At 30.9% G+C, this 21,487-nt stretch carries 23 protein-coding genes; 7 read left to right on the top strand and 16 right to left on the bottom strand.

The window, feature by feature from the left end; translation table 11 throughout:
• Positions 1–625: 625 nt before the first annotated feature.
• The 3 genes from perR to bcp form a co-directional block, all read right to left on the bottom strand.
• Positions 626–1,078, bottom strand: coding sequence for a peroxide-responsive transcriptional repressor PerR (gene perR, locus SBL16_RS10080; RefSeq protein WP_011275403.1), 453 nt, complete (start codon positions 1,076–1,078; stop codon positions 626–628).
• Positions 1,079–1,171: 93 nt separating this feature from the next.
• A complete protein-coding gene (locus tag SBL16_RS10075) occupies positions 1,172–2,122 on the bottom strand; it encodes an NAD(P)-dependent oxidoreductase (RefSeq protein ID WP_107612150.1) in 951 nt (316 codons plus the stop codon).
• Positions 2,123–2,127: 5 nt separating this feature from the next.
• On the bottom strand, positions 2,128–2,583 hold the full coding sequence (bcp, locus tag SBL16_RS10070; protein ID WP_037537928.1) for a thioredoxin-dependent thiol peroxidase: 456 nt from the start codon (positions 2,581–2,583) through the stop codon (positions 2,128–2,130).
• Positions 2,584–2,664: 81 nt separating this feature from the next.
• Here bcp and SBL16_RS10065 point away from each other — a divergent pair, with 81 nt between their 5' ends.
• Together SBL16_RS10065 and SBL16_RS10060 are read left to right on the top strand one after the other, a co-directional pair.
• On the top strand, positions 2,665–3,954 hold the full coding sequence (locus SBL16_RS10065) for a glutamate-1-semialdehyde 2,1-aminomutase (RefSeq protein ID WP_107612151.1): 1,290 nt from the start codon (positions 2,665–2,667) through the stop codon (positions 3,952–3,954).
• Positions 3,955–4,107: 153 nt separating this feature from the next.
• Positions 4,108–5,202 carry an FUSC family protein gene (locus tag SBL16_RS10060; protein WP_011275398.1) on the top strand — a complete coding sequence of 365 codons (1,095 nt, stop codon included), beginning with the start codon at positions 4,108–4,110 and terminating at the stop codon, positions 5,200–5,202.
• Positions 5,203–5,389: 187 nt separating this feature from the next.
• On the opposite strand, the gene SBL16_RS10055 is transcribed toward SBL16_RS10060, so the two are convergent.
• From SBL16_RS10055 to mutY, 3 genes are all read right to left on the bottom strand, one after another.
• The gene (locus SBL16_RS10055) at positions 5,390–7,126 is read right to left on the bottom strand and encodes an ABC transporter ATP-binding protein (protein WP_107612153.1); all 1,737 of its coding nucleotides are present in this window, start codon (positions 7,124–7,126) and stop codon (positions 5,390–5,392) included.
• Positions 7,127–7,290: 164 nt separating this feature from the next.
• Positions 7,291–7,833 carry a DUF402 domain-containing protein gene (locus tag SBL16_RS10050; RefSeq protein ID WP_011275396.1) on the bottom strand — a complete coding sequence of 181 codons (543 nt, stop codon included), beginning with the start codon at positions 7,831–7,833 and terminating at the stop codon, positions 7,291–7,293.
• Positions 7,834–7,955: 122 nt separating this feature from the next.
• On the bottom strand, positions 7,956–9,002 hold the full coding sequence (mutY, locus tag SBL16_RS10045) for an A/G-specific adenine glycosylase (protein ID WP_107612154.1): 1,047 nt from the start codon (positions 9,000–9,002) through the stop codon (positions 7,956–7,958).
• 143 nt (positions 9,003–9,145) lie between these two features.
• Between mutY and SBL16_RS10040 the strand changes: the two genes are divergently transcribed.
• On the top strand, positions 9,146–10,123 hold the full coding sequence (locus SBL16_RS10040) for a metal-dependent hydrolase (RefSeq protein ID WP_016931354.1): 978 nt from the start codon (positions 9,146–9,148) through the stop codon (positions 10,121–10,123).
• A 56-nt stretch (positions 10,124–10,179) separates the two neighbouring features.
• Here SBL16_RS10040 and SBL16_RS10035 read toward each other — a convergent pair whose 3' ends face one another.
• From SBL16_RS10035 to SBL16_RS10005, 7 genes are all read right to left on the bottom strand, one after another.
• Positions 10,180–10,971 (bottom strand): teichoic acid transporter, encoded by a 792-nt coding sequence (locus SBL16_RS10035; protein ID WP_107612155.1) that lies wholly within the window; start codon positions 10,969–10,971, stop codon positions 10,180–10,182.
• A gap of 8 nt (positions 10,972–10,979) precedes the next feature.
• Positions 10,980–12,491, bottom strand: coding sequence for an ATP-binding cassette domain-containing protein (locus SBL16_RS10030; protein ID WP_107612156.1), 1,512 nt, complete (start codon positions 12,489–12,491; stop codon positions 10,980–10,982).
• Positions 12,492–12,506: 15 nt separating this feature from the next.
• The gene (locus SBL16_RS10025; RefSeq protein ID WP_053017412.1) at positions 12,507–12,821 is read right to left on the bottom strand and encodes a YfhH family protein; all 315 of its coding nucleotides are present in this window, start codon (positions 12,819–12,821) and stop codon (positions 12,507–12,509) included.
• The gene (gene recX, locus SBL16_RS10020) at positions 12,814–13,617 is read right to left on the bottom strand and encodes a recombination regulator RecX (RefSeq protein ID WP_037537945.1); all 804 of its coding nucleotides are present in this window, start codon (positions 13,615–13,617) and stop codon (positions 12,814–12,816) included. Before recX ends, SBL16_RS10025 begins: the two co-directional genes overlap by 8 nt.
• A 206-nt stretch (positions 13,618–13,823) precedes the next feature.
• On the bottom strand, positions 13,824–14,636 hold the full coding sequence (gene sgtB, locus SBL16_RS10015) for a monofunctional peptidoglycan glycosyltransferase SgtB (protein ID WP_107612157.1): 813 nt from the start codon (positions 14,634–14,636) through the stop codon (positions 13,824–13,826).
• Positions 14,637–14,926: 290 nt separating this feature from the next.
• Positions 14,927–15,445 carry a type 1 glutamine amidotransferase domain-containing protein gene (locus SBL16_RS10010; RefSeq protein ID WP_053041859.1) on the bottom strand — a complete coding sequence of 173 codons (519 nt, stop codon included), beginning with the start codon at positions 15,443–15,445 and terminating at the stop codon, positions 14,927–14,929.
• Between the two features lie 89 nt (positions 15,446–15,534).
• Positions 15,535–15,696, bottom strand: coding sequence for an SE1561 family protein (locus SBL16_RS10005; RefSeq protein ID WP_011275386.1), 162 nt, complete (start codon positions 15,694–15,696; stop codon positions 15,535–15,537).
• 153 nt (positions 15,697–15,849) lie between these two features.
• Here SBL16_RS10005 and yfkAB point away from each other — a divergent pair, with 153 nt between their 5' ends.
• Positions 15,850–16,989 (top strand): radical SAM/CxCxxxxC motif protein YfkAB, encoded by a 1,140-nt coding sequence (gene yfkAB, locus SBL16_RS10000; RefSeq protein WP_182703535.1) that lies wholly within the window; start codon positions 15,850–15,852, stop codon positions 16,987–16,989.
• A 132-nt stretch (positions 16,990–17,121) separates the two neighbouring features.
• On the opposite strand, the gene SBL16_RS09995 is transcribed toward yfkAB, so the two are convergent.
• The 3 genes from SBL16_RS09995 to SBL16_RS09985 are packed head-to-tail and all read right to left on the bottom strand — an operon-like array spanning position 17,122 to position 19,158.
• Entirely contained in the window at positions 17,122–17,655 is a 534-nt protein-coding gene (locus SBL16_RS09995; protein WP_011275382.1) for an acyl-CoA thioesterase, read from the bottom strand.
• A 32-nt stretch (positions 17,656–17,687) separates the two neighbouring features.
• Positions 17,688–18,935, bottom strand: a complete 1,248-nt coding sequence (locus SBL16_RS09990) for an aminopeptidase (protein WP_107612159.1) — start codon at positions 18,933–18,935, stop codon at positions 17,688–17,690.
• Positions 18,936–18,948: 13 nt separating this feature from the next.
• The gene (locus tag SBL16_RS09985) at positions 18,949–19,158 is read right to left on the bottom strand and encodes a DUF1128 domain-containing protein (protein ID WP_080290985.1); all 210 of its coding nucleotides are present in this window, start codon (positions 19,156–19,158) and stop codon (positions 18,949–18,951) included.
• A 141-nt stretch (positions 19,159–19,299) separates the two neighbouring features.
• On the opposite strand from SBL16_RS09985, the gene SBL16_RS09980 reads away from it, so the two are divergent.
• From SBL16_RS09980 to SBL16_RS09970, 3 genes are all read left to right on the top strand, one after another.
• Positions 19,300–19,764 carry a low molecular weight protein-tyrosine-phosphatase gene (locus SBL16_RS09980; protein ID WP_037537954.1) on the top strand — a complete coding sequence of 155 codons (465 nt, stop codon included), beginning with the start codon at positions 19,300–19,302 and terminating at the stop codon, positions 19,762–19,764.
• 5 nt (positions 19,765–19,769) lie between these two features.
• Positions 19,770–20,054, top strand: a complete 285-nt coding sequence (locus SBL16_RS09975) for a YtxH domain-containing protein (protein ID WP_011275378.1) — start codon at positions 19,770–19,772, stop codon at positions 20,052–20,054.
• Positions 20,055–20,254: 200 nt separating this feature from the next.
• The gene (locus SBL16_RS09970; RefSeq protein ID WP_107612160.1) at positions 20,255–21,466 is read left to right on the top strand and encodes a YihY/virulence factor BrkB family protein; all 1,212 of its coding nucleotides are present in this window, start codon (positions 20,255–20,257) and stop codon (positions 21,464–21,466) included.
• Positions 21,467–21,487: the final 21 nt, after the last annotated feature.

The following is a 21,487-nucleotide window of genomic DNA, read 5'->3' as shown; positions in this document are numbered from 1 at the left end:
AACTCTCCATAAAAATTTATGATGTTTGATTAGCTCATAATACTAAATAGTGTTTGTAACATTTAAGTTACTGTTTTTTTGGAATTAACGTTGACATATTGTCATTCAGTTTTCAATGTTCATTTAAAGCAATTACATTTATTAATTATATCAATAATCTTTATATTATGTCAAGAACTTTTTTAAATTTTATTTTATTCAAAAATTCTTCTGTTCAAAACTTAATTGATTATTTCAACAAATAATATCTTATATTGTCTTGCAAAGTTTTTCAATAGTCAAAATTACACTTTCTTAACATTAATTTAATGAAATTAATTTCTGAAACAAGAAAGTTTACATTCGTTTTTGACGACTTTTATATAATAGCAAGTTTGCAAAGGAACGTCAATCATTTTCGCATCATAATAATGGCTAAATTTTCACCTCTAATGTATTGTTTTGAATTAAGAGTATAATTTACATAATTTTTATCATTATTTTGTCGATGGATTTATTATAAATACTAGTGTATATGATTTTCGCGCTTAATAAATCATTTAAGGTGTGTTTATTTATCGCTTATAGCTAGTTTTAATAAAAGAAGCAATGGTTTAGTACCATTGCTTCTTTTACTTCTATTCTACTATTCTTCTTTATCTTTGCATTCTTTACAAATACCATATATTTCCATACGGTGATGTGTTACGTCGAACTCTGTGATGTGCTGTGCAAGTTGTTCAACTTCATCAAGTTGAGGATAATGAAAGTCTACAATCTTGCCACATTTCTCACAGATAACGTGATAATGATTATGAGTATTAAAATCAAATCGACTTGATGCATCTCCATATGTTAACTCTTTAACTATGCCAATACTTTTAAACACTCTTAAATTATTATATATAGTCGCAACACTAATATTTGGAAAATCAGGTGAAAGTGCTTGATAAATTTCATCCGCAGTTGGATGTGAATGAGATGCAATGAGATAACGAATGATGGCTTGACGTTGTGGTGTGATTCTTACACCAGCTCTTCTTAGGGCTGCAATTGACTCTTCTAACTCATGATCAATAGACTCTAATTCTGCACTCATTTGATTCACCACTTTCTACTTAATAATAATTATTACTTGATATTAATATAACCGTTTCGAAAGTGTGATGTCAATAAGTACGAACGATTTCCATTAATAACCTTTATATAAATCGACTCTATTCTCAATTACATCATTTTTATTGAGAAAATCATCCAAATTCCTCTCAAATAGTTTTGTAGCATCACTTTTTATATTTTTGTCATTTCCTGTTATATGTGCTGTAATCGTCACATTATCTAATTTATATAATTCATTGTTTGCATCTAATGGTTCATTTTCAAATACATCTAAATATGCATGGCGAATTAAGTTATGACTTAATACTTTTATGAGTATTTTCTCCTCAACAATTGTTCCTCTACCTACATTAATAAATAAACATTTATCATTCATAATTTTGAAATGTCTCTCTGACAATAAATGATATGTTTCTTGAGTTTCAGGTAATGTATTAATAATAATATCAGCTTTATTTAAATGTGATTCTAAATCTTCTATTGTATAAATATTATCGAAACCATCTTTATGATGACCGGATTTACTTATACCGATTATTTCCAATTCAAACGGTTTGAGTAATTTGACGGTTTGTTGAGCTAACGATCCTGTTCCTAGTATTAATACTTTTTCATCGCTCAATCGTTTACCAGTTAGTTTAGAATCATAAACTTTATTTACTTGATTAACATATGATGTACGCATTTTCTTATAGTCATCAAGTATGAAGGATAAAACAAATTCTGAAACTTGTTTAGCCTGTATTCCCCTAGTATTAGTTAAAATAATATTTCTTTCTTTAATAACTTCTAATGGTAGATTATTAACACCTGTAGCATACCAGGAGATCCATTTTAAGTTTGGACAGGCATTAATAAAGTTCTTATCAACGCCACTATCATAGCCAATCAATATCTCTAATTCATCTTTAAGTTCTGTCGGTATATCTACTGCATTCTTGAAAAAGTAAAATTCTAAATCCGGGTAGTTGTTTATAAGTGAAGCTTCTATTTCTCCTAATCGCTTTAAACTAACTATTTTCATTGATTTCACCCCAAAATTTGATTTAGTTCTTCAATTTGTGTTTTTACTTTAACCTTTTCAATGACATCGATGATAACGCCATCCTCATCAATAATAAATGTTGTGCGAACAATACCCATAGATTCTTTACCAAATGATTTTTTCAATTGATAGACACCTATTGCTTTAGATAATTGAAAATCCTCATCAACTAATAAATCAAAATTAAGATTATGTTTTGCAATAAAATTTTGATGTTTTTTCTTAGTATCACCACTGACTCCATATATTTGAACATTCAAGCCATTAAATTGTTCTAAGTTGTCTCTAAAGTCACATGCTTCTGTTGTACAAGTTGGAGTGTTATCACGTGGATAAAAATAAATAATTGTTTTACTTCCTTTTATTGTCTCATTGGTAATCCATTCACCATTCTGATTTTCTAATTTAAAATTTGGAAATTTTTGACCTTTTTTGAGCATTATATCACCTATTTCTTAATTATATTAATTATATGATACGATAGTAAGGAATAATATTAAAATAAGAGAGGTTGAAATAAGATGAAATTCACTGAGAGTGAACGTCTACAACAATTGTCAAATGAATATATTTTGGGTGGCGTTAATTCACCATCACGCTCTTATAAAGCGGTTGGTGGAGGTGCTCCTGTTGTAATGCGCGAAGGACACGGCGCATACTTGTATGATGTTGATGGCAATAAATTTATTGATTATTTACAAGCATATGGTCCTATTATCACAGGTCATGCTCATCCTCATATAACTAAAGCTATTCAAGATCAAGCAGCTAAAGGTGTACTCTATGGCACGCCAACAGAATTAGAAATTGAATTTAGTAAAAAATTACGAGAAGCTATTCCGTCACTAGAAAAAATACGATTCGTAAACTCTGGAACTGAAGCAGTTATGACAACGATTCGTGTTGCGAGAGCTTATACAAAGAGAAATAAAATTATTAAATTTGCAGGTTCCTATCACGGTCATTCTGATTTAGTATTAGTAGCTGCTGGTAGTGGTCCATCACAATTAGGATCTCCTGACTCTGCAGGTGTTCCAGAAAGTGTCGCTAAAGAAGTAATTACAGTACCGTTTAATGATATTGAATCATATAAAGAAGCTATGGAGCATTGGGGAGACGAAGTAGCTGCTGTGCTAGTTGAGCCAATTGTTGGTAATTTTGGTATGGTTGAACCACAACCAGGTTTCTTAGAAAAAGTTAATGAAATTACTCACGATTATGGTGCGTTGGTGATTTATGATGAAGTTATTACTGCATTCCGCTTCCATTATGGTGCAGCCCAAGATCTATTAAATGTATATCCAGACTTAACTGCATTCGGAAAAATAATTGGGGGCGGCCTTCCAATTGGTGGCTATGGTGGCCGACAAGATATCATGGAACACGTTGCCCCATTAGGTCCGGCTTACCAAGCTGGAACGATGGCAGGTAATCCACTTTCTATGAGAGCAGGTATCGCATTACTAGAAGTACTAGAACAAAAAGGTGTCTATGAAAGATTAGATCAATTAGGAAAACGACTTGAAGATGGTCTATTAGAGCTAATTGATAAATATAATATTACAGCAACTATTAATAGAGTATATGGCTCTTTAACACTTTACTTCACAGATGAAAAAATCACACATTATGAGCAAGTTGAGAATTCAGATGGAGAGGCATTTGCTAAGTTCTTTAAATTAATGTTGAACCAAGGTATTAATTTAGCTCCATCAAAATTTGAAGCATGGTTCTTAACTACAGAGCATACTGAAGAAGACATTGATGAAACACTCAAAGCTGCTGATTATGCGTTTAGCCAAATGAAATAGCAAATTTATAACCTACAATAAAGGAACGTAAATTATAACGTTGCCCTTATTGTAGGTTTTTTTAATCAAAACAAAAACTTGTATCTATTCAGTCTTCAAGTGTATACTAGTTTAAAATATTATTATAAAAATATATTTAAAGGAGCGTTATAGTTGAGGCTAGGAGCTCGTATACTTAAGACTGGTATTGCAATTATTCTTGCTTTGTTTATAGCGTCTTTCTTACCTGATAATGTCGGTTTAAAATCTGTAGCAGGAATTAGTGCGATTGTTGCTATGCAACCTAATATCTACCGTTCTATTAAAACTATTTCAGAACAAGCTACAGGTAATGTCATTGGTGCTTTATTAGCAGTCATAATGGTAACAATATTTGGGAAAAATATCGTTATTATGGGTGTTACTGTCATTCTATTAATTGCTATCTTATATAAATTAAATTTAGCTCACGTTGCTACATTAGCTGGCGTAACAGCGCTTATTATAATGGGACAACATACTGGGTCATTCTATGTCACTGCAGCATTTAGGTTTATACTAGTGATGATTGGTGTTGTCAGCGCTTCTGTAGTTAACTTAATATTTTTACCACCCAAATTTGAAACTAAGATATATCACAACTCAGTGAATATTGCTTCTGATATTTTCATTTGGTTTAAACTCGTATTAAATGACGCATCCGATTATCATCAGATAAAAGAAGATGGAGAACAAATTGAATCACGTATATCAAAACTTGAACAGATTTTTAATTACTATAATGAAGAAAAAGCATTAACTAGAAAGGCTGCCTTCCAACAAAATAGAAAGAAAATTTTATTTAAAGAAGTTGTAGGCACTACAAGACAAGCTTATGAAGTACTAAATCGTATGGCTAGATATCAGAATGATCTTCACAATCTAAATTACAATTTAATTTTCCAGATTAAATTAGAATTAGATTCATTAACAGCCTACCACGAACAAATTTTAAAAAGCTTGTCGAAAAAAGCTCGTTACAATGTGGAACATTTTGATAATCAAATCATGAATCCTCAAAAGAAAGACCTAATGGATGCTTTTCAACAGCAGTTAATTCAAAACCCTTATCAAGTAGAATATTCATATTCAAATATCATGCAAATTATTGCTACAATAGAAGAATATCGTTATTATTTAGAACATCTAGATCGATTAAGATTAAGCTTCTTCACTTATCACCGCAATGACACTGATATAGATATTGCTGATGAGGATTTTGATTTATAACAAAAAATGGGGTTACGAAGCTTGTAAAATTTTCTTTATGAAATTCTCTTTGCTGACCCCCGACCACTCCGGCAAGGTTGACTAGAATTAAAAAGGATTGTTACAAGTGCATTTTTAGCCAGTCAACTACTGCCAATATATATTTGGAGCCTGAGGCATTGAATTATGCCACAGGCTCATTTTTTTACTATAAATTTTGTATGCTATATAAATGCTCATAAGCACCTTGTTTTTCAATCAACTCTTTATGCGTTCCTGTTTCTACTATTTCACCATTTTGCATTACAATTATTTTATCTGCATGTGTAATTGTTGATAGTCTATGTGCAACAATGAGTGTAGTTCTGTCTTTACTTAATACATCTAATGCTTCCTGTATAATTGCTTCACTTTCTAAATCTAATGCTGATGTGGCTTCATCTAAAATTAAAATTGGTGGATTATTTAAAAAGATTCTTGCAATTGAAAGACGTTGTTTTTGACCACCAGATAATTTAACGCCTCGCTCCCCTACTTCGGTATCATAGCCATCATGAAGATTCATTATAAATTCATGCGCGTTTGCCATTTTAGCCGCTTCAATAACTTCTTCCTCAGTAGCATCTGGGCGACCTAGTAAGATATTTTCTCTCACTGTATCTGAGAAAAGAATATTATCTTGTTGGACTAGACCAATTTGATTTCTTAAACTACCAGTAAGAAAGTCTCTAACATTATGATCATCAATTAATATTTCACCTTCAGACACATCATAGAAGCGAGGTATCAAGTTAATTAAGGTTGACTTACCACCACCACTCATACCAACAAAAGCTACAGTATCCCCTTTATTAATATTAAGATTTATATCTTTTAGTATAGTTGATTCATCTTCATTGTATTTAAAACTTACATTCTTCAACTCAATATGCCCTTGTTTAATTTCAATAGGTTGAGCGCCAATACCATTTTTTATATCGTAATCTTCATCCATCAATTGGAATACCCTATCCATAGATGCAAAACTTTGAGTTAGTGTTGTAAAGGAAGAAACCAATCTTCTCAGTGGTCCGAATAATTGTTCCAAGTATCCTACAAATGCAGCAAGTGTACCAACAGTGATTGAACCATTAATGGCTAAATAGGCACCGAAGCCAATTACGATTATTGGTCCTAAATCTGTCACAGTATTAATTGCTGCAAATGAGTAGGCATTCCATGACGTATGTTGAAATGCTCGATTTAAGAAATGTTGGTTTTTATGATCAAAGTTTTTAGCTTCATTATCTTCTATCGCAAAACTTTTAATTACAGACATACCTTGTACACGTTCATGTAAAAAGCCCTGTACTTCAGCTAAAGCTTGCGAACGTTTACGAGTTAATTTTCTTAAACGACCGAAGAAGAAATACACTGTCAAAATATAGAATGGAAAGATGAATATAGCTGCGAAAGTTAACTTAACATCTAGGAAAAACATGATAGATAGTGCAATGACAATTGTTATACAATCTAACCATATGTTCATTAAACCGGTTAAAATAAAATCTTTAGTTTGTTCTACATCATTTATCACTCTTGAAATAACTTGCCCTACCTGATTGTTCGCATAAAATCTAGCACTTAAAGCTTGCAAATGATTATATAATTGTTTTCGAATATCATATAAAATCTTGTTACTCGTCCATTGTGCAAGATATTGACGTAAGTATTCGATTGGTGGTCTCACAATTAAGAATATAAATAAAGCTATGCCGATAGCTACACTTAGATGTTGAAATTTTTCATTCGTAGAAAGTGCACTATTATTAATAACGCCATCAATTGCATATTTGATAAGTAAAGGAATTAACATAGGAATGCCGAATTTTATAATCCCGATAATTATCGTCGCTATTATACGATATTTGTAAGGTTTAACAAATTCTAAATAGCGTCGTATCATACTAGTCCCCCCTATAATTTTCAATTCAATTTTTTAGAAAATTAATAGAGGTTGAAACTTTCAATTGCAAACAATCTCCTTTTGCAACTTTAAGTAAATTCAACCTCTGCTTATTATTACTCAAGTACTATAAAACATATATGTAGCAATTACATCTTTTATGCTTAGTAATTTCGAATTTTTTTGTAACGCTCTTTCCAAACTTTTATAAAATCAGGGGCGAACGGACCTTTCTTTTGTTCTATCCACTGCTGTAAAATATCTACATTACGGCGTAAAATAACATCGATATCGTGTGGATAATTCATCTGATTCATATGTTGTTCATACTCATCTTCATCTAGCAAATGATATTTACCATTAGGATAAACTTTAATGTCTAAATCATAATCGATATATTTCAAAGCTTCTTCATCACAAACGAATGGTGATGAAAGATTACAATAGTAATAAATGCCATCTTCTCTAAACATACAAATAACGTTAAACCAGAATTCTGAGTGAAAATAAACGATTGCCGGTTCTCGAGTAATCCACGTGCGACCATCACTTTCAGTAACTAAAGTATGATCATTTCCACCGATAATAACATGATCTGTTCCTTTTAAAATCGTCGTTTCAGACCATACTCTATGAATATTACCATCGTGTTTGTAACTTTGAATTTTTATATTTTCGCCTTCTTTAGGTATGGATTCTTTTACCATACTCCACACCACCCTTTTAGTAATTTTCGCACTTTAGATTATATCATAATTTTAATTAAGTCTTTAAAGATGCGTTACTATTTTTAATATAGCCTTCAAAAATCACCTATAAATTTATGTTTTTAACCATTTATATATTTATATATTTTATCCATTGATACAGGTAATGTATATTCATCACGGCGATTTAAATTCATCCACTCAAGTTTATAGTCTTCCATCATTTTTTTAGAAAGAGATACTGTCTCAATTACACTATATACTCTAATATCCCAAGTCATATGAGTGAATTGATGTTTTAGCTTAAACACTATTTCCTCAGCTATCGATAGTGACATTCCTAATTTATTCTCTAATTGTTCCAATGCATTTGGTGCTTCAAACATAGGAAATTGCCACATACCATTTAACAATCGCTCTTGTCGTTGCTCAATTAAATACTCCCCTTTTGCATTTCTAACTAAAAACACATGTTGCTGAATCGTTTTCTTCTTTATGTTTTTAGTTTTTACTGGTAAATCTAGCACAGTCCCTTCTTTGAAAGCACTGCAGTTGTCTTGAACAGGACAGAATAAGCACAACGGATTCTTAGGTGTGCAAACTAATGCTCCTAATTCCATCATTGCTTGATTGAAAGTACCAGATTGATGATAAACATAGGGCTGTAATTCTTTTTCATATGCCTTTCGTGTTGATTGCAATTTAATATCTCGTTGATCATTATTTAATCTAGACCATACTCGAAAGACATTACCATCAACGGTTGCTAAAGGTTTATTAAACGCTATACTTAATACAGCTGCTTGTGTATATGGACCAACGCCTTTAAGTTTTCCAAATTGATCTGGTGTTGAAGGAACGACGCCATTGTATTCAGATGCCACTTCTTTTACAGCAGTATGAAAGTTACGTGCACGGCTATAATAACCTAAACCTTCCCAATATTTAAGCACTTCATCTTCATTTGCCTGACTCAAGTCTTCTATAGTCGGAAAACGGCTAATAAACTTATGATAGTAGTCAATAACGGTTTTAACTTGTGTTTGTTGAAGCATAACCTCACTTAACCAAATATAATATGGATTAGAAGTCTCACGCCAAGGCATTTCTCTTTGATTTTCATTAAACCACTGTATTAATCTTTTTTTAAATGTAGATTCATTTAACATACTTAAATCCTTTCCAATCTCATTATTTATTTCATCTAATCGGTTTATAGCAAACTAATAGTATTTTAATAAGTTTCTTAATTTCGTTATTTCAATTTTTAGATTATAATATATATTAAATTAACATGAAAAGAGTGAATGTTATGGATACAGCCACGCATATAGCAATAGGTGTTGGATTAACTGCTCTAGCTAGTCAAGATCCAGCTATGGCAAATACTATGGCAGCTACTGCTACAACCTTAATTGCCGGATCGTTAATTCCAGATGGTGACACCGTTTTAAAATTGAAAAATAACGCCACATATATTTCACACCATCGTGGTATCACTCATTCTATACCATTTACAATTTTGTGGCCTATACTGATCACATTTATTATTTATGTTTTATTCCCAGGAGTAGATACAACGCATATATGGTTATGGGCACAGTTAGCAGTGTTTTTACATGTGTTTGTTGATATATTTAATTCTTATGGTACTCAAGCTTTGCGTCCACTCACAAACAAGTGGATTCAATTAAGTGTTATTAATACATTCGATCCAATCATATTTATTATACTTTGTGTAGGGATTGTCGTTTGGTTATTCGGTGTACATCCATTCATAGTATTCTTTCCAATTATTGGTATACTCATCATTTATTATATTATTCGTTTCAAAATGCAGAGTATCATTAAAAAGCAAGCATTAAGCCAGATTAAAGCACAGCATAATCCTGTTAAAATATTTGTGGCACCTACGATGAAATTCATGGAATGGCGCGTTGCTATTCAAACTGAAGAACATGATTATGTTGGAAGAGCATTTGGTCGAAATGTTGTCTTTAGTGATAAAGTTAAACGACAGAAATTTTCTCCAGACACTTTACTCTGGCAGATTAAAAGTAATAAAGACATTAGAACATTTTTGAACTTCTCATCAATTTATCGATGGCAAACTCGTAAGCTGGATGACGACACTACAGAAGTTCGTCTAATAGATTTACGCTATTTAAATAAAGGGCATTATAGTTTTGCTGCAATAGCACATGTCGATAATGATAACAATATAGATCACTCATATATAGGATGGGTTTTCACTGAAGAAAAATTACAAAAAAAATTATATTCTAAATAATTTTTAAAAAGAGTGAACCAGAACCATAAACTACACTATGATTCTGATTCACTCTTTTATTTATTTTTTGTCGCAATTATATTAGAGGAATATTTATATTTTGAATGTGCTACATATCTCATAAGCATAAAATTAATTGCTCCAATCGTTACTATTATTAAAATGAAATAGATATGATATGAAATATTATACATATTCACTACGCCATAAATCGTAGAAGTCGCTAATCCATCAATTAAATAAAACAGAGGATTTAACTTTAACAATTGAATCATTAAATTCTCATTTGCAGAAGGAATAAAAATAATAGGTACTATAAAAAAGTTTATAACTACAGCTAACCAGAATATCATAGTCATATTTTTATATATAGTATCTAACAATCCTAAAGTAACAGATATGAATATTATAAATAGAATCATCATTATATAAAATACAATAAATGCAATGAAAGATGCATCGAAATTCACTGGTTTAAACAATAAAGAAATAATTGATAATATACAACAAATAGAACTTCCGATAAGTGCGTTCGCAACTGTAGTTATCAATGGTGTTGATTGGAACGACTTAGTTATTAAATAATCTTGACTATACTCTTTAAAAGATTTAAAAATTGTCGCAAACATTGTCACAAATGTAATCAAAGCAACAATTCTATATAACCATCTAGCTTTACTAATATCTTCAATCTCGATAAACGACAGCGTAATTAGTGCTATTAATACTAAGACAAGTTCAACAATGAAGAGAAATGCAAACCATTTCCAAGTATCTATTATACGTTGCTTAGTAAACTTTATTAGTGAAGGGAAAAGTTTTATATATAATAAAATGTTATCTATCATTTTTACACCTACAATTCAATGTATATCCACTTACTATTTTTCATATCTGCGATTAAATATCCATCACCTGACTTAACTATCCATAAATCTTGATTAATATGATATTTATCTTTAAGTTCATCTTTATTAATTATTGGAAAAACAAATCCTGTTAATTTATCTTGATCATTAAATAACATTTCTACTGGTTGTTGCGTTACTCCTACAACATATCTAGAATCCTTATCGGGAACAAGTGTTTTTTTAACTCGATCATGTTTTTTATGTAAATGGCTATTATAATAATCTACAAAATTACTATAATTTGATTTCATATATGGAGATAATTTTTTAAATGAATGCGACTCATATAAAGCTGCTGGGTTAAAATATTGTAATTTATGTTTTTCTACAACATAATCTTGATTATCGATATTAACACGATATTTTTTTGAATTTTCACCTGTTATTGTTAAAAATGCGTATTTAGGAACTTTTGTATTAGAATCACCATTTAACGTTATCGAGTCGTCTAATACGATTCCATATGCCAATTTTTCCTCAAATGGGTCTTTATTTTCAACTTTCTTTTGAGCTTCAATTATAGGAACATCAAAGCGCCCAATGTTGTTAATGACTAATGCTCCAACGATGGCCAAACAAATCAAGCTTGCAATCAAAATTGTCCAAAACCTCACGACAAAATCAGGAACTTTCGCATGTCTATATCTTTCTACTCTTTTAAAGTTATAACTCATTTCAGGGAGTCGACTACGACTTTCTTTCCAATCTAAATCAAAATTTTGCTGTTCTTCATCATTTCCTATACTCATTCGATCTTGCTCATGTTCTTTAAACACAGGTAAAACTTGATTTAGTGAACCTTCCATCCTTAATTGCCCATGTGAAATCCATGCTACATAATTACTTACTTTTTCAACTTTTTCAATATCATTATCGATGAATACTAACGAATTATTATCGTTAACATAGTCTTTCGATAATTGTTTTGCTTTTTCTAAAAAGTCTTCATCAAGATGTTCAATGATATGGTTCAAAATAATCAATTCTTTTCGACATACACGTGCAATGCTTAATATTAATTGTGCAAAATCAGAGTGACTAAGCATATTTATATTAAACGTAGACTTATCATCTAAATGTGCAAATTTGATAATTTGATCAACACTGTGTGATGTTGTTTCGTAAGAAAATAATCTTTGAATTTCTTTTACATATTGTCGCACTGTTATATGTATTAAATGTTTGTCTTTTATATCACCATAATAAGTAGAGACCGATTTATTAATTTTACCTCTATCAGGTTTAATATCACCAGCCATTATCCTACCTAATAAAGTTTTAGAAGCCCCCAGCTCGCCAATAATAGCTAAAGCCTCACCTTGATATATATGTAGTGAAATATTGTTTAATTCTATGTCTTCTGCGGCATAACCAAATGGTAAATACCACTTTCTATTTTTCTTACTTCTATAATAATGCGTGACATTGAGCATTTTTAAGACTATTGAACTTCCCATTCATGTTACATCCTTCTAAATTTTTAATAAAGCGAGTGGCAATCCTTCTTCAGGGGTCTTACTATTAATTCTATATCCCCATGCAAATACACCTTTTAATCGTTCGACTTTGAAGTATTGGTCGCTTCCATCATTAAGTTTATACATTCTACCAAGCACTACCTTAGTACGATCGACTAAGTAACTTTCAGCAATGATGACTTTACTTTGATATACATCGTACTCATTCATGATGCCATTCATTTCAGCTTTACGCATTTTTTCTTTATATGTTTGTATTTCATGTCTTAATTCTTGCTCAGACATTTCACTTAGCTTTTTATCATTCATCTGAAATACCACTTTCTTCTAATTTTGATTTAATTTTATCATATTTATATCCTTTTCTCATAAGTGACTCTATCGTCTTCATTACTAATTGTTGTCCGTCATACTTACGTCTTTGTTTTGTATATACTTTTTCAAGATCTTTTTGCAATAAATCATCTAATATATTTTCATCTTGTTCAAAATTTAATTCAGCTATTGCTTGTTGTGCAACATCCATAGAATATCCTTTTTGTATCAGACTTTGAAGTACCTTCTGACGTATTTTAATTTCAGGGCCTTTTTTAGTTTTCATAATTTTTTTGGCAACTTCGATTACCGCTTCAAATGATTGCTCTTCTTCGTAAATCGGAACATATGTATTTATAATATTAGGTTCAATTCCAACTTGATATAATTTCTGTCTATAAATTTCAGGACCTTTGTCAGTAGTGTTTATCATCGTATTCTTTAAGCTTTCAGCATAATCTTCATGGTTAATATACGATTCTTTGTAACAATAATCTATAACTTGTTGGATTGCTATGTCACTTATTTCATTTTGTTGCAAATGTTGTCGCACTTCTTTTTCAGTTCTTTTTTTATATGATAAGTATTGAATTGCCATATTAATACCTAAACGATAATGCTCATACTTTTGAATATTCTCCATATCTGATGGCTCAAGAATTTGACCTTTTTTTAAATTGAACTTTACAAGTGTATCGATATCTATTCCCATTTCAAATACTTCATCCAAGAATAGATTAAATCGTTCTTTGTTATTCTTTTGTACTTCTATTTTCGTAATTTTAGTCATACACCCACCACCTTCACTTATAAATATGTCCTCTATTAACTCATTCAGTTTAAAATATTCTAACAATCATTATTTTATATCACTTATCGCATTACACAAAATGTTTTACCTATATAAAAAGTCCTCATAAAGTTCATTTATATTATGACTACTTTATGAAGACTAAATTATAATTACGAAATTTGTATATACGCATGCAAAACAAATCAATAGTTATTTAGTTGACTTAATGCCTCTTGATATTGGCTATCAGATATATATTCTTGTTGTTTCATTTTTTCAAGGTTTGTTTTAATTCTATTTTTAAAGTTATCAGACATATTACTTATATCATAAACACTAGGTGCATTGACCTTACTAGCTAATATCGCACTTTGTAATACTGTAATTTGAGACATACTATCACTATTTTTATTTACTGTAGTACCAAAATAGTAATTGGCGGCACTTTCGATTGTATATTGATCGCTACCGTAATAAATGTTATTTAAATAAAAACTCAATATTTCATTTTTACTATATTGTTGTTCTACTTTATGTGCTACAAACAATTCTTTTAATTTTCTAGTGAAAGAACGTTCATTATCATAATAATAATTTTTCACAGTTTGTTGCGTAATTGTACTTCCACCTTGAACATCTCTATCCCCTATCGTTGAAAACAATGCTCGTGTTGTACGTTTTACATCAAAACCGTGGTGTTTATAAAAACGTTCATCTTCCATTGAAATAAATGCACCTTTTACATAATCAGGCATATTATCTGCAGATACATAACTGCTTTTATTTTCAATAGTTTTAAGGTCATCAACATTTGCTCTAGAAGATAAGTAATACATTAATCCGATAAACAATGCAAATATGATGATAAATATAATAAACAGACGTAAAAATATGCGTTTACTCTTTTTCTTTTTAGGTGGTTTACCTACAGGTTGATAATACGTATTGTAATGTGGTTCATTACGGTATTGTGAATGTCTCTCAGGCGAGTTGTTCATTCTTTGGCTTCTTTTCATGCGGTAGCTCCTTTACTTAAACTCACTCTATATTTGAGAGTTTAACAGTAGTTCTTATAATAAGCCATACTTAAAGCGAAAAATCGGTCCCGGGGTGTATGAGAATATATGACTATGAGACCAATATCTGAAGTTAAGTCATTAAATTACTATAACTAAATTTTTGAAAGCAAAAAAGAACCGAGAAAAGACATATTAAAGTCTCTCCTCAGTTCATTAAATATTGCGAATTTATAAAATTGACTTATAAGATTATATCGAATAATATTCAAGCTTTACATCAACAAGATTTATGCTTGAAGTTGTTTAACAATTTCTCTGTTAAAATCATCTAAGTCATCTGGTGTACGACTAGTTACGATATTTTTATCAACTACAACTGATTCGTCTACTACGTTTGCACCAGCATTTGATAAATCTTTACGTACATTAAGTACAGCTGTTAGCGTACGTCCATTTAAATCATCAGTATCAATTAAAATTTGAGGTCCGTGGCAAATTGCAAATGCTGGAACATCATTTTTAGTGAAGTATTTAGCAAACGTACCATATCGACCTTCTGCATCTCCGCGAAGATGGTCTGGTGAGAATCCACCTGGAATTAGAAGTCCATCATAATTTTCTGGTTTAGCATCAGCAATACTTACGTCTACAGTAACTTTTTCACCATGCTTACCTACTACTTCAGCATTTGCAGTATCACCAATGATTTCTGTTTCAAAACCAGCTTCTTCAATTGCTTCTTTAGGGCTAGTTAATTCAATATCTTCAAATTCATTTGATAAGATAATTGCTACTTTTTTAGTCATGTATTAATCACCTTTCTTGTTCGAATTATATTTATTATATAGACGAAATAGAAGGCTATTAAACATAGTTGAACTTAAACGGCTATTATTTAGTTAGACACTTGCTTTACTTTTTCTTCTAATTGATCTAGTAAGCCAATCCATTCATCAATGTCTTCAACACTTACTTCATCAGGATTAACATGATCAATATCTTCTAAGAATTTTGATAATCTCGTTTTAATTTGTTCCATTGTTTGTTGTTCATTCATAAATGTTTCTCCTTTTTTATATGAGTTTATTTAACAATACGTTAATTTTATCCTAACAGAATTTGACAAAAAGGGATATAATCTTAATAATGTTTACTGTACTTTTGCAACGAATAGAGGAATTTTTTTAGTTTAGGAGTAATAAATATGTGGATGACAAATCAGAAAAAACCCATTTCAATTTCAAATGATCCTTGGGAAGCTTATAACGATATTGAAGACTACGGACAGTTGACGTTGAGTAATATAGAATTTACAACCACAACGCTATGTAATATGAGATGTAGCCATTGTGCAGTAGGTTATACATTACAAACAAAAGATCCGGATGCATTACCTATGGATATTATTTATCGTCGTTTAGATGAAATACCTCAATTAAGAACAATGTCAATCACAGGCGGAGAACCAATGTTCTCAAAGAAATCAATTAAAAATATCGTTAAACCCCTATTAAAATACGCGAAAGATCGAGGTATTTATGTTCAAATGAATTCTAATTTAACATTGCCTCAAGATCGTTATTTAGATATCGCGGAATACATAGATGTTATGCACATTTCACATAATTGGGGAACTATACAAGAATTTACTGATGTTGGCTTTGGCGCCATGAAAAAACAACCACCTTTAAAAGCAAAATTAAAATTATATGAACAGATGTTAGATAATGCGAGCACCCTTTCAAGTCAAGGTATGTTTGTTTCAGCTGAAACGATGTTAAATCAGAGTACTTTACCTTACTTAGATAAAATTCATAAAGAAATCGTTAATGATATGAAATGCAATCGTCATGAAGTTCATCCTATGTACCCAGCGGATTTCGCAAGTCAATTAAATGTGCTTTCTCTAAAAGAAATGAAACAAGCAATTCATCATTTATTAGATATTCGAGATGAGAATGTATGGATGCTGTTTGGTACGTTACCTATCTATCCATGTATTAATGACGAAAATGATCAAGCACTATTACAACGCTTAAGAGATGCAAAAAATGTGACAACACGAAATGATCCAGATGGACGAAGTCGCTTAAATGTAAATGTGTTTAGCGGAGATGTCATTGTAACAGACTTTGGAGATGAAAATGGTACCATCTCAAATATAAAAACAGACAAATTGACTGATGTATTTAATAAATGGCTCACTTCAGATTTAGCAAAATCTTTAAATTGTCATTGTGAGGCATTTCATTGTTTAGGCCCTAATGTTTTAGTGAAAAACATGTATTATCCAAACACTGATTTCAAACAGAAAGAAATAGAAATGCACACAGAAAATATTTTTAGTTAAGCATCCATAATTCACATATATCTATAAACTAAGCACCACATAAAGTAAGTTTTAGAATAACATTATGTGGTGCTTAGTTCTGTTTTATGAGAATTATAATATATTAGTTCCAGCGTTTAACTTGTCCGTGATTTATAATTCTTCAATATGTTGTGCATTCGATAAAAATTCAATCGTATTTTTACTTTCTTCTCTTCTATCTTTTCTACGCTGTACACGCTTAGGCGCACTTTCATAGAACCATTTTTCAACTTTTGATTCTGGATAGACATCTGGTACTTGGACTGGCTTACCATTATCATCTAATGCAACAAAAGTTAAGAAACTTAAGGCTGCTAAATGTCTTTCTTTATTTAATACATCCTCAATAATTATTTGAACACAAACTTCCATTGAACTTGTACCTGCATAACTAACCATCGCTTCATAAGAAGTAATATCTCCTGTTTTGATTGGTCTCAAAAAATCTACAGAATCAGTTGATGCTGTAACTACTTGGGCATTAGCATGTTTCATTGCAGTAATGGCTGCAATTTCATCTATGTTAGCCATCAATGATCCACCAAACATTGTATGGTGATGATTGGTGTCTTGAGGAAATACTTGTTTAGCTTTATAACTTTTTGATTCAGACATTGATTTACGAATACCTTGAGAATTTGACATGCGTTATACCCCTTTTATTTTAATTTCTATTTTTATTGAGCCCAATTGCCGTTTTTAAACACTAATTCTTTAGTGTCATCCTGTTTAATTCCATAAATCGTTAAATCTGCACTTCCTATCATGAAGTCAACATGGACATTTGAATCATTAAGACCACTGGCAATTTTTTCTTCAGTCGTCATTTCAGTACCACCTTCAACATTAAAGCCATATGCCGAACCAATGGCTAAATGACATGATGCGTTTTCATCAAATAACGTGTTGTAGAAAATAGTATTACGATTTGAAATTGGAGAATCATCAGGTACTAAAGCGACTTCTCCTAGTCGCTTAGAACCCTCATCAGTATTGATCAAATCTCTAAGCACATCTTCGCCTTTGTCTGCTTTGAAATCTACGATTTGTCCATCTTTAAACGTTAATGTAAAGCCATCAATGATTGTACCATTATAGCTTAATGGCAATTTATTTGTTACATATCCATTAACGTTGTTACGATCAGGAGCTGTAAAAACTTCTTCAGTTGGTAAATTAGCTATAAAAGCTTGTTGATTGCCATTAACATAGCTCGTAGCATCTTCCCAAATATGTCCTTTTGGAAGTCCTACAACTAAGTCTGTTCCTTTGGATTGATAATGTAACGCTTTATAATTTTTTTCTTGCATCAATTTAGCATGTACACTTAAGTTTTCTATATGCTTTTTCCAATTTTCAATAGGATCGTTCCCGTCAATTCTTACGATATCAAACACTTCATCAATAAACTTTTCTAATGCAATTTCTTCATCTAAATCTGGATAAACACGTCTAGCCCAATCTTTAGAAGGAAAAGCAGCAACAACCCATGGAAACTGATTCTTCTGACTTCCTTCCATATATCCTTTGAATGCTTGACTATAACTCATTTGATTGGCTTTGAGTTTTTCAGGGTCTATACCATTTAGCAAGTTTGGATCACCACTAAGTAAAGCTAAATTTGCAGCGCCACGATTAGCATAATCCATTCGTTCATCTACTTCATACGATTTAACTGCCTGATTTTCAAAGTAATCTACTGATTCATACTCAAATTTAAGTCTATTTAATTTAGAATCTGAATAATTTACTTTTACGTCTGATGCTCCAGCTTTATATGATTCTTCAACTATTAAACGTGTTAAATCGATGGCATCAACTGAAGATCTAATAAAAACAGGTTGTTTAGGTTGTACATTCATACCTATTTTAACTAATAATTCTGCATACTGTTGTAATTTCTCGTTATAACTTAATGAAGTCATATCATCATCCTCCCTAATCTTGACGTAAGTTTCCCAACTCATCAGCAATTGCTGTAACTTCGCTTGGTGAAAAAGAATCTTTAGACATAACAAAATTATGAATTTCTTCTATATCTTGCTGATTGGCATTTTTAAATTTATCTGGATTTAACAAACCTTGATTAACAATATTTAATTTTTTTCTAATATCTGCAATCATTGTTTCATTTTTATTTTGACTCACGTTATCACCTCTTTAATACAATATTCTATCAAAGTATGATAATTTAACAAACTTTTATCGTATATAGTATTATTATGTCTTTATAAAATTTTAAAATAACTATAAAATGGTTTATATAAGATTAATTAGGGGGAATACAATATGGTAGATGTAGCATTTGTATGTCTAGGAAACATATGTCGCTCTCCTATGGCTGAAGCAATCATGCGTCAACGTTTGATAGATAGAAACATTTCAGACGTTAACGTTTACTCAAGAGGAACAGGTAAATGGAACCTTGGAGAACCTCCCCATGAAGGTACTCAAGATATTCTTAATCGCCATAATATACCTTTTGATGGTATGATTAGTGAGTTATTTGAATCAAGTGATGATTTTGATTATATTATTGCTATGGATCAGAGCAATGTTGATAATATCCAAAACATCAATCCTAATATAAAAGGAAAATTGTTCAAATTGCTCGAATTTAGTAACATGGAAGAGAGTGATGTGCCAGATCCTTATTACACTAATAATTTTGAAGGTGTATATGAAATGGTACAATCATCTTGTGACAATCTAATTGATTTCATCGTCAAAGATGCAAATTTGAAAGAGGGGTAAATAAAATGGAAAACAAATTAATTCCTGGTATTTTAATTGGCGCTATTGTTGGTGGTGCTGCTACTTTAGCTGACAAATCAACACGTAACGCTTTAGTTCAATCTGTAAAAGATGTTAAAGAAGGTAATCGTTCACGCAAACCTTCTAAATTCAATTCTATTAAAGACGAAGTTTTATATTGGAAAGATACAATTGAAGAAATTCGTCGCAATAACCCAGAATTAGAAAAATCAATTAAAGATGCTAAAGATACTTTCGTTGAACGTAAGAATAACCGCATTGGTCAATAATTGATTGTTTATTTTAGCTAAATCTCTTTTTTATAACTTTAGTTAAAATAAAAACTAACTGAAAGTGAAAAGTAAAATATTATTTTTGTTTTTCACTCATAGTAAGGTGGGACAATGAAATCTTTATTATATAACAGGTTTCTGTCCCGCTTATTTTACTATTTAAATTAATGTATGTGGTTAAAGCAAAGGAGATTGTTATGTCAAAAGAAAATAAATCAAACTCGAAGTATCTTAACTCTATTAAAGACGAGCAAGAGAAGAATCAAGATAAAATTAATGTTGATCGTACATATGTAGAGCCTCAAGAATTTCAATCTAAAGAACCAAAAAAAGACAATCAAGTCTTTTTCGTTTCAAGATTAAACAAACCAGCTAAGTATACAAAAAAATCTAATTTTCTTTCTTATTTAATTTATCGAATAGGCAAAGATGACGCTTCAGGCTTAGCAGCACAAATGACCTATCATTTTGTATTAGCTATGTTCCCAATGTTAATTTTCCTATTAACATTGTTACCATTATTTAACCTAGACCAAAGCCAAATCACTGGTTTATTAAGTAATGCACCTGCTGACACATCGAGTCTTATTAAAGGTGTAATTAGCGATGTCACTAAAAATTCTAGTGGCGGTTTACTTTCTATCGGGTTAATCTTAGCAATTTGGTCAGCTTCAAATGGTATGACTGCAATTATGAATTCATTCAATGTAGCTTATGATGTTGAAGATAATAGAAATGGTATTCTTTTAAAGATACTAAGTGTTATTTTCACGATTGTGTTAGGTGTCGTATTTTTAGTTGCGATGGCATTACCTACTATGGGGTCAGTTATTGCTCATTTCTTATTCGGTCCTCTTGGATTAGATAGTCAAGTTAAATGGATCTTTAGTTTAATAAGAGTTGTATTACCATTAATTATTATTTTGATTCTATTTACAATTCTATACTCTGTAGCTCCAAACGTTAAAACTAAACTAAAATCAGTATTACCAGGAGCTATATTTACATCAGTCATCTGGTTACTTGGGACTTTCGCATTTGGTTTCTACATTTCAAATTTTGGAAACTACTCTAAGACTTATGGCAGTATCGCAGGTATTATTATCTTATTAATTTGGTTATATTTAACAAGTTTTATCATTATTATTGGTGCTGAAATTAATGCAATCATCCATCAAAGACATGTTATTAAAGGACAAACTCCTGAAGAAGCAGCGCTCGACCATGATGATAATAACCAGAACCACTATAATGAAGATACTACTTATGAATATAAACATACAGCTACTGGCAAAGATGAAGACTATAAAGTCGATAAAGATCCAGAAGATAAACATGAAGAAGATGCTTCATTGACTGAGAAAATTAAAGATAAATTTACTAATAATGACGATGATAATAAAAAATAAGTGTTTAAATACTAATTAAAT

This window comes from Staphylococcus sp. NWU MK-U1, assembly GCF_033283505.1.
Classification (GTDB): Bacteria; Bacillota; Bacilli; order Staphylococcales; family Staphylococcaceae; genus Staphylococcus; species Staphylococcus haemolyticus.
The sequence above is the reverse complement of the archived record's forward strand: the minus strand, read 5'-3'. Positions and strand labels throughout refer to the sequence as shown.

What these genes read in the sequence shown, in the direction of transcription:
- perR (WP_011275403.1), bottom strand. Translation starts at nt 1,078, where the DNA reads ATGAGTGCAGAATTAGAGTCTATTGATCATGAGTTAGAAGAGTCAATT.
- SBL16_RS10075 (WP_107612150.1), bottom strand. Translation starts at nt 2,122, where the DNA reads ATGAAAATAGTTAGTTTAAAGCGATTAGGAGAAATAGAAGCTTCACTT.
- bcp (WP_037537928.1), bottom strand. Translation starts at nt 2,583, where the DNA reads ATGCTCAAAAAAGGTCAAAAATTTCCAAATTTTAAATTAGAAAATCAG.
- SBL16_RS10065 (WP_107612151.1), top strand. Translation starts at nt 2,665, where the DNA reads ATGAAATTCACTGAGAGTGAACGTCTACAACAATTGTCAAATGAATAT.
- SBL16_RS10055 (WP_107612153.1), bottom strand. Translation starts at nt 7,126, where the DNA reads ATGATACGACGCTATTTAGAATTTGTTAAACCTTACAAATATCGTATA.
- SBL16_RS10050 (WP_011275396.1), bottom strand. Translation starts at nt 7,833, where the DNA reads ATGGTAAAAGAATCCATACCTAAAGAAGGCGAAAATATAAAAATTCAA.
- mutY (WP_107612154.1), bottom strand. Translation starts at nt 9,002, where the DNA reads ATGTTAAATGAATCTACATTTAAAAAAAGATTAATACAGTGGTTTAAT.
- SBL16_RS10040 (WP_016931354.1), top strand. Translation starts at nt 9,146, where the DNA reads ATGGATACAGCCACGCATATAGCAATAGGTGTTGGATTAACTGCTCTA.
- SBL16_RS10035 (WP_107612155.1), bottom strand. Translation starts at nt 10,971, where the DNA reads ATGATAGATAACATTTTATTATATATAAAACTTTTCCCTTCACTAATA.
- SBL16_RS10030 (WP_107612156.1), bottom strand. Translation starts at nt 12,491, where the DNA reads ATGGGAAGTTCAATAGTCTTAAAAATGCTCAATGTCACGCATTATTAT.
- SBL16_RS10025 (WP_053017412.1), bottom strand. Translation starts at nt 12,821, where the DNA reads ATGAATGATAAAAAGCTAAGTGAAATGTCTGAGCAAGAATTAAGACAT.
- recX (WP_037537945.1), bottom strand. Translation starts at nt 13,617, where the DNA reads ATGACTAAAATTACGAAAATAGAAGTACAAAAGAATAACAAAGAACGA.
- sgtB (WP_107612157.1), bottom strand. Translation starts at nt 14,636, where the DNA reads ATGAAAAGAAGCCAAAGAATGAACAACTCGCCTGAGAGACATTCACAA.
- SBL16_RS10010 (WP_053041859.1), bottom strand. Translation starts at nt 15,445, where the DNA reads ATGACTAAAAAAGTAGCAATTATCTTATCAAATGAATTTGAAGATATT.
- SBL16_RS10005 (WP_011275386.1), bottom strand. Translation starts at nt 15,696, where the DNA reads ATGAATGAACAACAAACAATGGAACAAATTAAAACGAGATTATCAAAA.
- yfkAB (WP_182703535.1), top strand. Translation starts at nt 15,850, where the DNA reads ATGACAAATCAGAAAAAACCCATTTCAATTTCAAATGATCCTTGGGAA.
- SBL16_RS09995 (WP_011275382.1), bottom strand. Translation starts at nt 17,655, where the DNA reads ATGTCAAATTCTCAAGGTATTCGTAAATCAATGTCTGAATCAAAAAGT.
- SBL16_RS09990 (WP_107612159.1), bottom strand. Translation starts at nt 18,935, where the DNA reads ATGACTTCATTAAGTTATAACGAGAAATTACAACAGTATGCAGAATTA.
- SBL16_RS09980 (WP_037537954.1), top strand. Translation starts at nt 19,300, where the DNA reads ATGGTAGATGTAGCATTTGTATGTCTAGGAAACATATGTCGCTCTCCT.
- SBL16_RS09975 (WP_011275378.1), top strand. Translation starts at nt 19,770, where the DNA reads ATGGAAAACAAATTAATTCCTGGTATTTTAATTGGCGCTATTGTTGGT.
- SBL16_RS09970 (WP_107612160.1), top strand. Translation starts at nt 20,255, where the DNA reads ATGTCAAAAGAAAATAAATCAAACTCGAAGTATCTTAACTCTATTAAA.